The sequence below is a fragment of the Cryptosporangium japonicum genome (genome assembly GCF_039524755.1).
Classification (GTDB): domain Bacteria; phylum Actinomycetota; class Actinomycetes; order Mycobacteriales; family Cryptosporangiaceae; genus Cryptosporangium; species Cryptosporangium japonicum.
Genome location: NZ_BAAAGX010000023.1, coordinates 1 through 14,339 on the forward strand (window position 1 = coordinate 1; position 14,339 = coordinate 14,339).

A 14,339-nucleotide genomic window follows, 5' to 3' on the forward strand; every position below is an offset into this window, starting at 1 on the left:
TCAACCACGCCGCCTAATACCGTTGCCACGACCGGTTGACTCCAAGGGCCCACCAACCTGTCGTAGGCCCGGAAACCCGCGCACGCGAAAGGGCGGGCCCCAGTGGAGCCCGCCCTCTCGACCGAAGCGCGTGTTACTCGGCGGCCGGAGCCTCACCCGAGGACGCGATCTCCGCGGTGACCGTGTCCGGCACCTCGGCCGGCTTGTCGGCGCCACGGAACGTGAACTCGCCCTTGGTGCGGTCGGTTTCGTCGGTGCCGGTGACGTCCACGACGACGATCTGACCAGCGGCCAGCTCTCCGAAGAGGATCTTCTCCGACAGCGTGTCCTCGATCTCGCGCTGGATCGTCCGACGCAGCGGCCGGGCACCCAGCACCGGGTCGTAGCCCTTGGCGGCGAGAAGCTTCTTCGCGCCGTCGGTGAGCTCGAGCCCCATGTCCTTGTTCTTCAGAGCCGTGTCGACCCGGGCCAGCATGAGGTCGACGATCTCGACGATCTCGTCCTCGGTGAGCTGGTGGAACACGATCGTGTCGTCGATACGGTTGAGGAACTCCGGACGGAAGTGCTGCTTCAGCTCGTCCTGGACCTTGAGCTTCATCCGCTCGTAGTTGCTGGACGTGTCGTTGCCCGACTGGAAGCCGAGCGACACGGCCTTGGCGATGTCGCGGGTACCCAGGTTCGACGTCAGGATCAGCACCGTGTTCTTGAAGTCGACGATGCGGCCCTGGCCGTCGGTGAGACGACCGTCTTCCAGGATCTGCAGCAGGGTGTTGAAGACGTCCGGGTGGGCCTTCTCGACCTCGTCGAAGAGCACCACGGAGAACGGCTTGCGGCGCACCTTCTCGGTGAGCTGGCCGCCCTCGTCGTACCCGACGTAGCCGGGAGGGGCACCGACCAGACGCGACACCGTGTACCGGTCGTGGAACTCCGACATGTCGAGCTGGATCAGCGCGTCCTCGTCACCGAACAGGAACTCGGCCAGCGCCTTCGAGAGCTCGGTCTTACCCACACCGGACGGGCCGGCGAAGATGAACGAACCACCGGGACGCTTCGGGTCCTTCAGGCCGGCCCGGGTACGCCGGATGGCCTGCGAGACCGCCTTGATCGCCTGCTCCTGGCCGACGACCCGCTTGTGCAGCTCGTCCTCCATGCGCAGGAGACGGCTGGTCTCCTCCTCGGTGAGCTTGAAGACCGGGATGCCCGTCCAGTTCGCCAGCACCTCGGCGATCTGCTCGTCGTCGACCTCGCTCACGACGTCGAGGTCACCGGCCTTCCATTCCTTCTCCCGCTGCGCCTTCTGGCCCAGCAGCTGCTTCTCCTTGTCGCGCAGCGACGCGGCCTTCTCGAAGTCCTGCGCGTCGATCGCGCTTTCCTTCTCGCGCCGGACGCCGGCGATGCGCTCGTCGAACTCGCGAAGGTCCGGCGGCGCGGTCATCCGGCGGATCCGCATCCGTGCGCCGGCCTCGTCGATCAGGTCGATCGCCTTGTCGGGCAGGAAGCGGTCGGAGATGTACCGGTCGGCCAGCGTCGCGGCCGCGACCAGGGCACCGTCGGTGATGGAGATCCGGTGGTGCGCCTCGTACCGGTCGCGCAGACCCTTGAGGATCTCGATCGTGTGGGCCAGCGACGGCTCGCCGACCTGGATCGGCTGGAACCGGCGCTCGAGAGCGGCGTCCTTCTCGACGTACTTGCGGTACTCGTCGAGCGTGGTGGCGCCGATCGTCTGCAGCTCACCCCGGGCCAGCATCGGCTTCAGGATCGACGCGGCGTCGATCGCGCCCTCGGCGGCACCCGCACCCACCAGGGTGTGGATCTCGTCGATGAACAGAATGATGTCGCCGCGGGTGCGGATCTCCTTGAGCACCTTCTTCAGGCGCTCTTCGAAGTCACCGCGGTAGCGCGACCCGGCGACCAGCGCGCCGAGGTCGAGCGTGTAGAGCTGCTTGTCCTTGAGCGTCTCGGGCACCTCGCCCTTGACGATCGCCTGGGCTAGGCCCTCGACGACGGCGGTCTTGCCGACGCCGGGCTCGCCGATCAGCACCGGGTTGTTCTTGGTGCGGCGGGACAGCACCTGCATGACCCGCTCGATTTCCTTCTCCCGACCGATGACCGGGTCGAGCTTCTGCTCGCGCGCGGCCTGCGTCAGGTTGCGACCGAACTGGTCGAGGACGAGCGAAGTCGACGGCGTGCCCTCGGCCGGGGCACCGGAGCCGGCCGGCTCCTTGCCCTGGTAGCCGGAGAGCAGCTGGATCACCTGCTGGCGGACCCGGTTCAGGTCGGCCCCCAGCTTCACCAGGACCTGGGCGGCCACGCCCTCACCCTCGCGGATGAGACCGAGCAGGATGTGCTCGGTGCCGATGTAGTTGTGGCCCAGCTGCAGCGCTTCGCGCAGCGACAGCTCCAGGACCTTCTTGGCCCGCGGCGTGAACGGGATGTGCCCGCTCGGCGCCTGCTGCCCCTGCCCGATGATCTCCTCGACCTGCTGGCGGACACCCTCCAGCGAGATCCCCAGGGACTCGAGCGCCTTGGCCGCGACGCCCTCACCCTCGTGGATGAGGCCGAGCAGAATGTGCTCGGTGCCGATGTAGTTGTGGTTGAGCATCCGGGCTTCTTCTTGAGCCAGGACGACAACACGCCTCGCGCGGTCGGTAAACCTCTCGAACATCCCTCGTTGCTCCTCACGTGCCGGTGAGCACCGTGTGGTCGCGAACACCTGATGGCGCTCGTCCCACCACTGTAGTCGGGTGGTGACCTCCGGCCACCCGCCACGGGGACCGGATCAGTACGACCACAGTTCCTACAACGGTGAAGCCGAAGTCTCACTTCCGACCAGCTGTCCGCTGAGAGCGAACAGCCGTATCTGCCGCTACCTGCAGATTACGGACGTCGTGGTCGGCGGCGCTCGCGGGGTGCCGGAGCCGGGGGAGCTACCGGGGAAGTCAGCCGGCGTGGAACTGCTTCACGATGTCGCTCGGGATGCGGCCGCGATCGGAAACCTTGAATCCGCGCTTCTTCGCCCATTCCCGGATGGCCTGGTTCTGCTCACGATCAGCAGTCGCGGTGGAACCGGACGAACGGACCCGGGTGGCGGCGGCGGCCTTCGTGGCTTGCGCGCGGCCGGCCTTGCGGGCGACGCCGACGTAAGGCGCAACCGCGTCGCGCAGCGTCGCGGCGTTCTTCGCAGACAAGTCGATTTCGTAAGACACGCCGTCGAGCGAGAACGAGACCGTCTCTTCTGCGTCGCCTCCGTCGATGTCATCGACGAGAAGCACCTGCACCTTCTGCGCCACGAATTCCTCCCGGATCACCAGAAAAACTGGGTACGACTAAATACAATCACGGCGACGACCGCAATGCCAATACCCAGTATCGCGGAAACGCTCGGTAACCGTACCGCGCCTTATACCGGGCGCACGAACGGGAAGAGAATCGTGTCCCGGATGCCCCGACCGGTGAACACCTGGAGCATACGGTCCACACCCATACCCATTCCACCGGATGGCGGCATGCCGTATTCGAGGGCACGCAGGAAGTCCTCGTCCAACTGCATCGCTTCGACGTCGCCCTTGGCGCCGAGCGCCGACTGGGCCACCAGCTTTTCCCGCTGGATCACCGGATCGACCAGTTCGGAGTACGCGGTGCCGCGCTCGACGCCACCGATGTAAAGGTCCCACTTCTCGGCGACGCCCGGTCGCGACCGGTGCGGGCGGGTGAGCGGGCTGGTGTCGAGCGGATAGTCGCGCACGAAGATCGGGCCGGCGAGCTGCTCCTCACAGAGCGCTTCGAACAACTCCTCCACCAGCTTGCCGTGAACCCACAGTGGATTCACCGCGATACCGTGCTTCTCGGCGTACCCACGCAGCGTCTCGATCGGCGTCTCCGGGGTGACTTCCTCGCCGATGGCGCCCGAGACGAGCTCGAACAGGGACGCGGTCTGCCATTCGCCGCCGAGGTCGATCTCGGTGCCGTCGAAGCGCTCCACCACCGTCGAGCCGAACACCGCGGTCGCGGCTTCCTGATACAGCTCACGGGTGAGCCGGGCCATGGTGTCGTAGTCACCGTAGGCTTCGTACACCTCGAGCATGGTGAATTCCGGCGAGTGCGTTGAATCCGCCCCTTCGTTGCGGAAGTTTCTATTGATCTCGTAAACCTTCTCGATACCACCGACCACACAACGCTTCAGGAACAGCTCGGGAGCGATGCGCAGGTACACGTCGAGATCGAACGCGTTGAAATGGGTGATGAACGGTCGCGCCGCGGCACCGCCCTGTACGGACTGCAACATCGGCGTCTCGACCTCGAGGAACTGCCGACGGTTCAGGGAATCCCGCAATGCCCGTACCGTCTCGGTACGCACTTCCACCATGCGACGCGCTTCGGGCCGCACGATCAGATCGGCATAACGCTGCCGGATGCGAGTTTCCTCGCCCATCGGCTTGTGCGCGACCGGCAACGGGCGCAGTGCCTTAGTGGTGAGAATCCACCGGTCCGCGAACACGCTCAGCTCACCACGCCGGGAGGTGATGACTTCGCCCTCGATACCGACGTGGTCACCGAGATCGACCAGGGACTTCCACTGCTCCAGCGATTCCGCCCCGACCTGGGCGAGGCTCAGCATCGCCTGCAGCTCGGTGCCATCGCCCTCACGCAGCGTCGCGAAGCAGAGCTTTCCGGTGTTGCGAATGAAGATGACCCGGCCGGTGACGGAAACGCGCTCCCCGGTGTGCTCGTCGGCCCCGAGATCGGCGTAGCGGTCGCGGATCGCGGCGAGCGTCGTGGTGCGTGGGAATCCCACCGGATACGGCTCGGTGCCCTCGGCGAGCATCCGGGCCCGCTTCTCCAACCGCACCCTTACCTGCTCCGGCACGTCGCTGTCGAACGCGTCGCCATCAGGGTCGGGAGCAGTGGAGTTCTCGGTCACGGGGCAAAGCCTATCGACCCGGCACGATCAGTTTTGACCGGCGGTCGCGCCGCGGATCCGGCGGCGGAGCGCGGCGCTCGCGACCGGCCCGAGATCGTCGGCCACCTCGAGCAGAATCCCGAGGCGGTCCAGGGCGTCGAGCGCCGCCGTCGAACCGGCCGGGTCGACGGCCTCGAACAACTCCATGCCGACGAAGGCCGCGGACACCGCGGACGCGAGCCCGGTGACGTCGACGACCGGTTCGATCGGCGAACCGACCACGACGCGGCGCAGAACCGCCTCGATCTCGCGTACCCAGAGCCCGATCGCGTCCCGGGTGGCGGCCGCGAGCCGCTCGTCGGCCTGGGCGCCCGCCAGCATCTGGGCCAACAGGGTGACGTTGCCCCGGTCCCGCTGGTCCTCGTGCAGCGAACGCCCGAGCACGAGGAGTTCACGCAGGGTCCGCACCCCGGCGAACTGCTCCCGGTAGCGCTCGACGTTCTCCGCGGTGGCCACCCGGCAGGCCTCGCTGAGCAGGTCGGCGACGCTGCCGAAGTGGTAGAAGACCAGCGCCTGGTTGACGCCGGCGGTCGCCGCGACCGTCCGGGCGGACGTCCCGGTGATGCCGTTGCGCCGCACGGTTTCGATGGCGCCGTCGATCAGCCGCCGCCGGGTGTCCTCCGCCATGGCTCAGCGGGCCGCCCGGTCGAACGCCAACCGCAGGCCGATGAGCGTGAGGTTGGGTTCGTGGTGGGTGATCTCGCGGGACTCGCCGATCACCAGCGGAGCGAGGCCACCGGTCGCCACCACCGCGGACGCACCACCGAGCTCCTCGACCATCCGGCGCGCGATGCCGTCGACCTGCCCGGCGAAGCCGTAGATGATGCCCGACTGCAGCGCCTCGACCGTGTTCTTCCCGATCACCGACCGCGGCCGCACCAGCTCGACCTTGCGCAGCTGCGCCGCGCGTGCGGCCAGCGCGTCGACCGAGATGTCGATGCCCGGGGCCAGCGCGCCGCCCATGAACGCCCCGTCGGGCCCCACGACGTCGAAGTTCGTCGACGTACCGAAGTCGACGACGACCGCCGGCCCACCGAACAGGTGGTACGTGGCCAGCGTGTTCATGATCCGGTCGGAGCCGACTTCCTTCGGGTTGTCCATCACGATCGACACCCCGGTGCGGACACCCGGCTCGATGATCATCGTCGGGATGTCGCCGTAGTACCGGTCGAGCATCGTCCGCAGTTCCCGCAGCGTCGCCGGCACCGTCGAACAGGCCGAGACGCCGGTGATCTGCACGGCCTCCGACTCGAGCAGCCCGCGGAAGAGCAGCGCGAGCTCGTCGGCGGTCATCCGGCTGTCGGTGCGCACCCGCCAGGAGTGCACGAGCTTCTCCCCCGAGAAGGTCGCGAGCACGATGTTCGTGTTACCGACGTCGATGGTCAGCAGCACCGTCTTTCACGCCTCTCGGGGTCGAAGGTCCAACGCGATGTCGAGAATCGGCGACGAGTGCGTGAGGCCGCCGACCGACAAATAATCCACGCCGGTGCCGGCGAACTCGCGGGCGCGGTCGAGCGTCAGGTTCCCGGTGGCTTCCAGCTCGGCCTTGCCGCCGACCGCGGCCACCACCTCGCGCAGCAGCTCCGGCCCCATGTTGTCGAGCAGCAGGAACGTCGCCCCGGCGGTCACCGCCTCGACGGCCTCGGCGACGGTCGTGACCTCCACCTGCACCGCGACCTCCGGGAACGTGCCCCGGACGGCCTCGTACGCGGCCGTGATCGAGCCGGCCGCGAGCTTGTGGTTGTCCTTGATCATCGCGACGTCGTAGAGGCCCATCCGCTTGTTCGTGCCGCCACCGGCGCGCACGGCGTACTTCTCCAGCGGACGGAGACCCGGCGTCGTCTTCCGGGTGTCGAGCACTTTCGCGCCGGTTCCGTCGATCGCGGTGACCCAGCGGCGGGTGTGCGTGGCCACCCCGGAGGCGCGCGAGATCAGGTTCAGCGCGGTGCGTTCCGCGGTGAGCAGCGCACGCGTCGGCCCGGTGATCGTCGCGAGCACGTCGCCGCGCTCCACCGCCGCACCGTCGTCCACCAGCGCCTCGGTGGAGACGTCACCGACCGCCTCGAACACCGCCAGCGCCACCGGCAGCCCCGCCACCACGCCCGGAGCGCGCGCCACCATGTCCACGACGTCGACCTGGCCCGCCGGGATCGTCGCGACGCTCGTCACGTCGACTCCGTCGGGGCCGCCGAGGTCCTCGGCCAGAGCACGCGCCACCAGGTCGGCCACCCAGGCCGGATCGAGATTCACATCGCCTCATACGTCTCGGTGAGCGCCCCGTCCGGCGCGATCGCGGCCAACAGATGCCCGCGCCACTCGTCGGAGGCGTCGGGGAAGTCCTCGCGCCAGTGGCACCCGCGGGTCTCCTCGCGCATCGAAGCCGCGGCGACCAGCGCGGTCGCGACCGTGTGGAGGTTCGTGACCTCCCAGTTCACCGGCCGCGGGTCGATGGAACGCTTGCCGCCCAGCTGCACCAACGCGTCGGACGTCGACCGCAGCGACGCGGCGGAGCGCAGCACGCCCGCGCCCCGCACCATCGCGTGCTGCAGGTCCTCGCGGACCGTGGACGACACCACGTAGTGCTCCAGACCGTTCCCGTCGACGTCGACCGGCTCGGCCTGGGGCGGCAGGTCACGGGCCAGGTCCGCACCGATCCGGCCGGCGAAGACCAGACCTTCCAACAGCGAGTTCGACGCCAGCCGGTTCGCGCCGTGCACACCGGTGCAGGCCACCTCACCGCAGGCGTAGAGGCCGGGCACGCTGGTGCGTCCACGCAGGTCGGTGCGGACCCCGCCGGACGCGTAGTGCGCCGCCGGTGCCACCGGCACCAGGTCGGTGACCGGGTCGATGCCCGCCTGCCGCGCCCGCGCGAGGATCGAGGGGAACCGGTGCTCGAGGAAATCAGCGCCCAGGTGCCGGGCGTCGAGCCACACGTGCTCCGCCCCGGCCGACAGCATCTCCCGGGTGATGTTCTTCGCGACGACGTCACGCGGCGCGAGTTCGGCCAGTTCGTGGCGTCCGACCATGAACCGTTCGCCCGCGCCGTTGCGCAGGTAGGCACCTTCGCCGCGCATCGCCTCGCTCACCAGCGGCTGCTGACCGGCCGGTGCGTTCGCGCCCAGGTACAGCGCGGTCGGGTGGAACTGCACGAACTCCAGGTCGGTGACGACCGCACCGGCCCGGAGCGCCAGCGCCACCCCGTCACCGGTGGAGACCGCCGGGTTCGTCGTCGACGCGAACACCTGCCCGAGGCCGCCGGTGGCCAGCACGACCGCACGCGCGAGCACCGCGCCGACACCGTCCTCCGACCCCTCGCCGAGCACGTGCAGGCTGACGCCCGCGGCCCGGCCGTCGGCGCCGGTGAGCAGGTCGAGCACCAACGCGTGCTCGATCAGCCGGATGCCGTCGTCGCGGTGGATCGCGGCGTGCAGCGCGCGTTGCACCTCGGCGCCGGTGGCGTCGCCGCCGGCGTGCACGATCCGGTTCGCGTGATGGCCGCCCTCGCGGGTGAGCATCAGCGAGCCGTCGGAGTGCCGGTCGAACTCGGCCCCGGCCGCGATGAGCTCGTGCAACCGCGCCGGCCCCTCGCGGGTCAACACGTCCACGGCCGCCGGGTCGCACAGCCCGACCCCGGCGACGAGCGTGTCCCGCGCGTGGGCCGCCGGGGTGTCGAGCGGGTCGAGCACCGCCGCGATGCCACCCTGCGCCCAGCGCGTCGACCCGTCGTCGATGTTGACCTTCGTCACGACGACGACCGAGAGGCCGGCTTCCCGGGCGTGCAGCGCGGCGCAGAGCCCGGCGACACCGGAGCCGATCACGCAGACGTCCGCGGTGACGGTCCAGCCCGGCGACGCGGTCAGCAGTCGACGCGGGATCGTGTTTCCAGCACCCGCAGTCCTCCGTTGGACATCCACGTCGAGCAGCCTAGGCGCCGGTGAACGGCGGTAGTTCGGTCCGTGATGCGAGCCTCACCGGGCCGTTGTCGATCAGCCGGGTGGTGCCGACCTTCGCCGCGAGGATCAGCCGGGCCTCGCCGCTCTCCGGCGCCGGGCCCAGGTCGGGCGCGGTCACGACCGCGTAGTCCAGCTCGAGGCCGGACGCGTCGCCGAGCACCGCTTTCGCCGCCGCTTCGACGGCCGCGGCACCGTTCTCCCCGGCCGCGGAGCCGGCACGCAGCGCGTTCGCGAGTGCGAGCGCGGTGGCCCGCTCCGGGCCGGACAGGTACCGGTTGCGGCTGGAGAGCGCCAACCCGTCCGGCTCGCGCACGGTCGGCACCCCGACGACCTCGATGTCCAGGTCGAGGTCACGCACCATCTGACGCACCAGCGCGACCTGCTGGTAGTCCTTCTCACCGAAGAACACCACGTCCGGCCGGGTCAGGTTGATCAGCTTCAGCACGACCGTCAGCACGCCGTGGAAGAACCCGGGGCGGCTGGCGCCCTCCAGGATCTCGCCCAGCGGCCCCGGGTTGACCCGGGTCCGGGGCTGCCCGTCCGGGTACATCACGTCGGCGCTCGGCGCGAAGACGACGTCGACGTCCTCCCGGGCGCACAGTTCCAGGTCGGTCGGGAGCGTCCGCGGGTAGCGGTCGAAGTCCTCGTTCGGCCCGAACTGCAGCGGGTTCACGAAGATCGTCGTGATCACGGTCGCGGCCCTGGCCCGGGCCTGACGCAGCAGCGCCGCGTGCCCTTCGTGCAGCGCGCCCATCGTCATCACGACCGCGACCGGCCCGTCCGCCCGCTCGCGCTCACGCGCCAGTGCCTCGCGGTCATGCACCACGATCGGCACCCTTACTGCGCTCATTCTTCGCTCCGTCCTGCACGGCCCGCCCAGCGGCGCTCCACCTGCCACGTACTGCATCAGGTCGACGTCGAATGGCCACCCAACACGTCCAGGAGGCCCTCGGCGGACGCGGGGTCGAGGCGGCCGGCGGCGATGGCTCGGTCGGCCGTGCGGCGGGCCATCGCGAGGTAGCCGGCCACCGCGCTGGGGTGCCGGCCGCGCAACGCGTCGAGGTGGTTGGCCACGGTGCCGGCGTCCCCGCGCGACACCGGGCCGGTGAGGGCGGCGTCGCCGGAGCGCAGCGCGTTGTCCAGAGCGGCGCCGGCCAGCGGGGCGAGCGCGGCGCCCGGCCGCTCCACTCCGGCCGCACGCAGCAGGTCCACCGCGTCGTTGATGAGGGTGACCAGGTGGTTCGCGGCCACCACGAGCGCGGCGTGGTAGAGCGCACGCTGCGAGTTCTCCACCCAGAGTGGCTCGCCGCCCATCTCGACCACGAGCGCCTCACCCACCGGACGCAACTCCGGCACCGTCGTCACGCCCCAGTGCACGCCGACCAGCCGGCTCTCGTCCTCGTCGCGGCCGGTGAACGTCATGATCGGGTGCAGCGCCAGCGGCAGGGCGCCCGCGCGGATCGCCGGCTGCAGCACGTCCAGCCCGTGCGCGCCGGAGATGTGCACGACCAGCTGGCCCGGGCGGAACGCCCCGACCTCGGCCAAGCCGGTCACCAGCGGCTCCAGCGCGTCGTCCGGAACCGCGAGCAGCGCGAGGTCGGCCGCGGCCACGACGGCGTCCGGCGGGACGACCGGAGCTCCGGGCAGACGCTTGGCGGCGCGCTCGCGGGAGGCACTGCTCACCGCCGACACGGCGACGGTGCGGTGCCCCACCCGGGCCAGCGCGGCGGCCAGCACCGATCCGGCACGGCCGGCGCCGACGAGACCGACGGCGAGCCGGCCCGGCCGGTCGGCGGGGCTCGGCGGGTCGAGCGGGGAACCGTGCGCGTGATCCATGATCCAGTCCTCGGGATTCCGGTACCGGTCGCGGCAAGTATGCGCGGGCGCGGGATGGACCGAGAAGTCCGTGTCGGGTGTGTCACAACACCGTTACTGAACCGCGAACACCGTCAACGTTTGTCGGCACTACAACGGACGAATTACACCACTTGCCGGAATTGGCGTATTCATCTATTAATGGGGTGAAGGCGACTTTGCCCGCTGGGTCCGAGGAGGCTGCATGGCTCGCAGTGCCACGACGAGCAGGCACGGCCGGCGGGCCGCCGAACCCGAGCACCACTCCGTGTTCGAAGAGCGCTCGGTGCTCGACGCACTGTGGAGCGCGGTCGTGGCCGCGCCGACGAGCGTGATGCCCCCCGCCGCCCCGGAAGCCGTCGAGGAACCGGAAGCACCGGAAGCCGCCGCACCGCCCCTGGTCACCGAGGAACCGGAAGCCGCGCCCTCCGAATCCGGCGCCCACGAGGAACCCGAGCCCGCCGCGTCCGAAACGGTCGGGCCCGAAACGGTCGAGCAGGTGACGGCGGCGCACGAAACGATCGAGGTCGACGCGACGGTGGCGGCCGAGAAGCCCGCCGCCCCCAGCAAGCCCGAGCCCGAACCGTTCGTGCCCATCCTCGGCCGCCCGATCATTCCGCCCGGCCCCGCGCCGGCCGAGCCGGAGACGGCGGACGAGCCGACCACCGACCACACCGCCCGGCGTCCGAGCGCACCGCCGCCCCGCGCCACCGGTCCGTTCGACCTGAGTTACGCCGCCGCACCGTCCACCAACCGCACGATCTGGGCCGGTCCGCGCCACGCCGCCCCGCTCGACTGGGGTTCGACCGGCGCACTGCTCACGATCGAGACGCCGGCCGCGGTCGCCGACGCCGGCCTGTTGCTCATGCGGCTCGTCGTCGGCCTCACGATGGCCGCTCACGGGGCCCAGAAAGCGTTCGGCATGTTCGGCGGCGCGGGCTTCGGCGCCACCGCCGACGGCTTCTCCGCGCTCGGCTACACGCCGGGGGCCATGTTCGCGCTGGCCGCCATCATCGGCGAGCTGTTCGGCGGCCTGTTCCTGGCCGCGGGCCTGCTCACCCCGCTCGCGGCCGGCGGCATCATCGGCGTCACCGTGAACGCGATGGTCGCGGTGAACCTCGGCAACGGGTTCTTCGCCAGCCACGACGGCATCGAGTTGCCGCTGGTGCTGAGCGGAGCCGCGCTCGGCCTGCTGCTGGCCGGCCCCGGCCGGTACTCGGTCGACTCCCGGATCCCGTTCTTCAACGGCGCCGCCGTGCAGTGCGTCGCCGCCGGGGTCGCTCTGCTCGCAATGCTCACCAGCCTCGGCGCTCACCTGCTCTGACCGGGAGCGACCTTCCTCGATGGCGTCCCGACGTCGCGTCTCAGGCCCGAGCGGCGACGTCGGGGCGCCATCACTCCGGATGCGGCAGCGGGATCCGGACCGTCGCCACCAGACCGTGCGGTGACGCGTCGGACAGTTCGATCGTGCCCTCGTGGTGACGCACGATCTCGCGGGCGATCGCCAGCCCGAGCCCGGCCCCGCCGCTGCCCCGGTCGCGGGCGTCGTCGCGCCGGGTGAAGCGCGCGAAGACCTTCTCCCGGTCGGCCGCCGGTATGCCCGGTCCGTCGTCGACGACCTCCAGCCAGGCGCGGTCGTCCGCCGCGCCCACCCGCACCTCGACGCGGGTCTCGGCGTACCGGGCCGCGTTCTCCACCAGGTTCGTCACGACCCTGGTCAGCGCGTCCTCGTCGCCCTCGACGACCGCCGACGCCGCACCGGGCCGGTCGACGCGCTCCACCGGCACCCGCGCACCGGCCGACCGCGCCACGGCCACGTCCGCGACCACCGACATCTCCACCGGCTCGGCCGGGCGCCGGGCCCCGTGGGGTCCCCCGGCCGGGGCGTCGTCCATCCGGGCGAGCAGCAGCAGATCGTCGACGAGCCGGGTCAGCCGCTCGACGTCGGCCAGCAGGTCGGCCGGCTCGGCCGGTACCGACGTCACGTCCGCGACCTCGATCTGCGTGCGCAGGCTCGCGAGCGGGCTGCGTAGCTCGTGGGCCGCGTCCGCGACGAACGCCCGCTGCCGTGCCCTGGCGGCGTCCAGCCGGCCCAGCATCGTGTTCAGCGTGACCGCGAGCCGGAAGATCTCGTCCCGGGCCCGCGGCAACGGCAACCGGCCGCTGTCCCGCCGCGGCTGCGACGCCCCGCCGGACGCGATCGCCTCCGCGCCCCGGCGCAACGCCTCCACCGGACGCAGCGCCGCCCCCACCATCCGCCAGGCGAGCACGACCAGCAGCACCAACAGCACCGCGTACCCGGACAGCAGGCCGACCCGCACGACCCGCACCGACTCGTGCACCTCACCGGCCGGGATCGCGACCAGCACGGTCTTGTCGCCGGCCGACACCGCGACCACCCGGACGACGTCCTTCACCCCGAACCGGTAACCGGGTTCGTACCGCTCCTCGTCGCGCTTGACCAGCGCCAACTCGTCCTTCGGCAGCATCGGCACCAGCCGGTCGGCGCCGGCCGAAGCCGCCAGCACCCGGCCGTTCGTGTCGATCACCTGCACCACCGTCGTGCCGCCGGCCGGAATCGGGTTGGGCAGGTTCTCCGTCTCGACCAGCGCGGCGACGTCCTCGCCGGTCTGCCTGGCCGCCGCGTCGAGCGCCCGTTCCAGCGTCGACTTGAGCACGACGACGAGCACCACCGTGCTCACCGCCAGCGCCACCACCACCGCCGCGGTGGCCAGCGCCACCAGCCGCGTGCTGAGGCGGGCCCGCCGCCACCGCCGGACCGGCAGGCGGAGCAGGCTCATCCGCCGTCCGGCTCGAGCCGGTACCCCGCCCCGCGCACGGTCGTCACCGCCCGGCGCTCGAACGGCTGGTCGATCTTGCGCCGCAGGTAACCGATGTACACCTCGACGACGTTGGCCTCGCCGGTGTCGTACAGATCCCAGACGTGCTCGAGCAGCTCGACCTTGCTGACGACCTCACCGGCGTGCCGCATGAGGTACTCCAGCAGCGCGAACTCCCGCGCGGTGAGCGTGATCTCGACGTCGCCCCGGGTGACGCGCTTGGACGCCGGGTCGAGCACCAGGTCACCGGCGCTCAGCGCCACCGGCCGTTCCGGCGCCCCCCGGCGCAGCAGCGCACGGAGCCGGGCCACCAGCACCACGTAGGAGAACGGCTTCGTCAGGTAGTCGTCGGCGCCGGCGTCCAGCCCGTCGGCCTGGTCGTACTCGCCGTCCTTGGCCGAGAGCATCAGCACCGGCACCCAGTTGCGCTCCGCGCGCAGCGCCTGCACCACCCGGTAGCCCGACAGCCGGGGCAGCATGACGTCGAGCACGACCGCGTCGTACTCGTTCTGCCGGGTGCGCTCGAGGCCGTCCTGGCCGTCGTGAGCGACGTCGACGACGAACCCCTCGGCCTGCAGCCCACGCTTGAGCGCTCCGGCCAGCCGGACCTCGTCCTCGACGACCAATACCCGCACCAGCGTCCCTTCGCCCATATCTTCGAAGCGTTTGTCATTAGCACTGAGAGAAGACTGAGGACCACCCACCGTCTCAGCCCGATCTCAGCATGCACCG

Annotated in this window: 12 protein-coding genes; 1 reads left to right on the plus strand and 11 read right to left on the minus strand. The window is 70.6% G+C overall.

The features are described 5' to 3' along the window. Positions 1-133: 133 nt before the first annotated feature. From ABD437_RS27895 to ABD437_RS27935, 9 genes are all read right to left on the minus strand, one after another. Positions 134-2,665 (minus strand): ATP-dependent Clp protease ATP-binding subunit, encoded by a 2,532-nt coding sequence (locus tag ABD437_RS27895; RefSeq protein WP_344651912.1) that lies wholly within the window; start codon positions 2,663-2,665, stop codon positions 134-136. Positions 2,666-2,939: 274 nt separating this feature from the next. Then, positions 2,940-3,290, minus strand: a complete 351-nt coding sequence (locus ABD437_RS27900; protein WP_035860138.1) for a histone-like nucleoid-structuring protein Lsr2 — start codon at positions 3,288-3,290, stop codon at positions 2,940-2,942. A 110-nt stretch (positions 3,291-3,400) separates the two neighbouring features. Next, the gene (gene lysS / locus ABD437_RS27905; protein WP_344651913.1) at positions 3,401-4,921 is read right to left on the minus strand and encodes a lysine--tRNA ligase; all 1,521 of its coding nucleotides are present in this window, start codon (positions 4,919-4,921) and stop codon (positions 3,401-3,403) included. 27 nt (positions 4,922-4,948) lie between these two features. Continuing rightward, a complete protein-coding gene (locus ABD437_RS27910; protein ID WP_344651914.1) occupies positions 4,949-5,587 on the minus strand; it encodes a TetR/AcrR family transcriptional regulator in 639 nt (212 codons plus the stop codon). A 3-nt stretch (positions 5,588-5,590) separates the two neighbouring features. Then, positions 5,591-6,352, minus strand: a complete 762-nt coding sequence (locus ABD437_RS27915) for a type III pantothenate kinase (protein ID WP_344651915.1) — start codon at positions 6,350-6,352, stop codon at positions 5,591-5,593. A 6-nt stretch (positions 6,353-6,358) separates the two neighbouring features. After that, on the minus strand, positions 6,359-7,210 hold the full coding sequence (nadC, locus tag ABD437_RS27920; RefSeq protein WP_344651916.1) for a carboxylating nicotinate-nucleotide diphosphorylase: 852 nt from the start codon (positions 7,208-7,210) through the stop codon (positions 6,359-6,361). After that, positions 7,207-8,874 carry an L-aspartate oxidase gene (locus ABD437_RS27925; protein ID WP_344651917.1) on the minus strand — a complete coding sequence of 556 codons (1,668 nt, stop codon included), beginning with the start codon at positions 8,872-8,874 and terminating at the stop codon, positions 7,207-7,209. The genes nadC and ABD437_RS27925 overlap by 4 nt, the downstream gene beginning before the upstream one ends. 10 nt (positions 8,875-8,884) lie before the next feature. After that, positions 8,885-9,763 carry a pantoate--beta-alanine ligase gene (gene panC, locus ABD437_RS27930; protein WP_425558265.1) on the minus strand — a complete coding sequence of 293 codons (879 nt, stop codon included), beginning with the start codon at positions 9,761-9,763 and terminating at the stop codon, positions 8,885-8,887. Positions 9,764-9,819: 56 nt separating this feature from the next. After that, entirely contained in the window at positions 9,820-10,749 is a 930-nt protein-coding gene (locus tag ABD437_RS27935; RefSeq protein WP_344651918.1) for a Rossmann-like and DUF2520 domain-containing protein, read from the minus strand. 223 nt (positions 10,750-10,972) lie between these two features. On the opposite strand from ABD437_RS27935, the gene ABD437_RS27940 reads away from it, so the two are divergent. After that, complete coding sequence (locus tag ABD437_RS27940) at positions 10,973-12,091, plus strand: DoxX family protein (protein WP_344651919.1); 1,119 nt, start codon at positions 10,973-10,975, stop codon at positions 12,089-12,091. 70 nt (positions 12,092-12,161) lie between these two features. Here the strand turns inward: ABD437_RS27940 and ABD437_RS27945 are convergent, their stop codons facing one another. Both ABD437_RS27945 and ABD437_RS27950 read right to left on the minus strand, forming a co-directional pair. Further along, positions 12,162-13,568 carry a sensor histidine kinase gene (locus ABD437_RS27945; RefSeq protein WP_344651920.1) on the minus strand — a complete coding sequence of 469 codons (1,407 nt, stop codon included), beginning with the start codon at positions 13,566-13,568 and terminating at the stop codon, positions 12,162-12,164. Beyond that, positions 13,565-14,242, minus strand: a complete 678-nt coding sequence (locus tag ABD437_RS27950; protein WP_344652222.1) for a response regulator transcription factor — start codon at positions 14,240-14,242, stop codon at positions 13,565-13,567. The genes ABD437_RS27945 and ABD437_RS27950 overlap by 4 nt, the downstream gene beginning before the upstream one ends. Between the last annotated feature and the right edge of the window lie 97 nt (positions 14,243-14,339).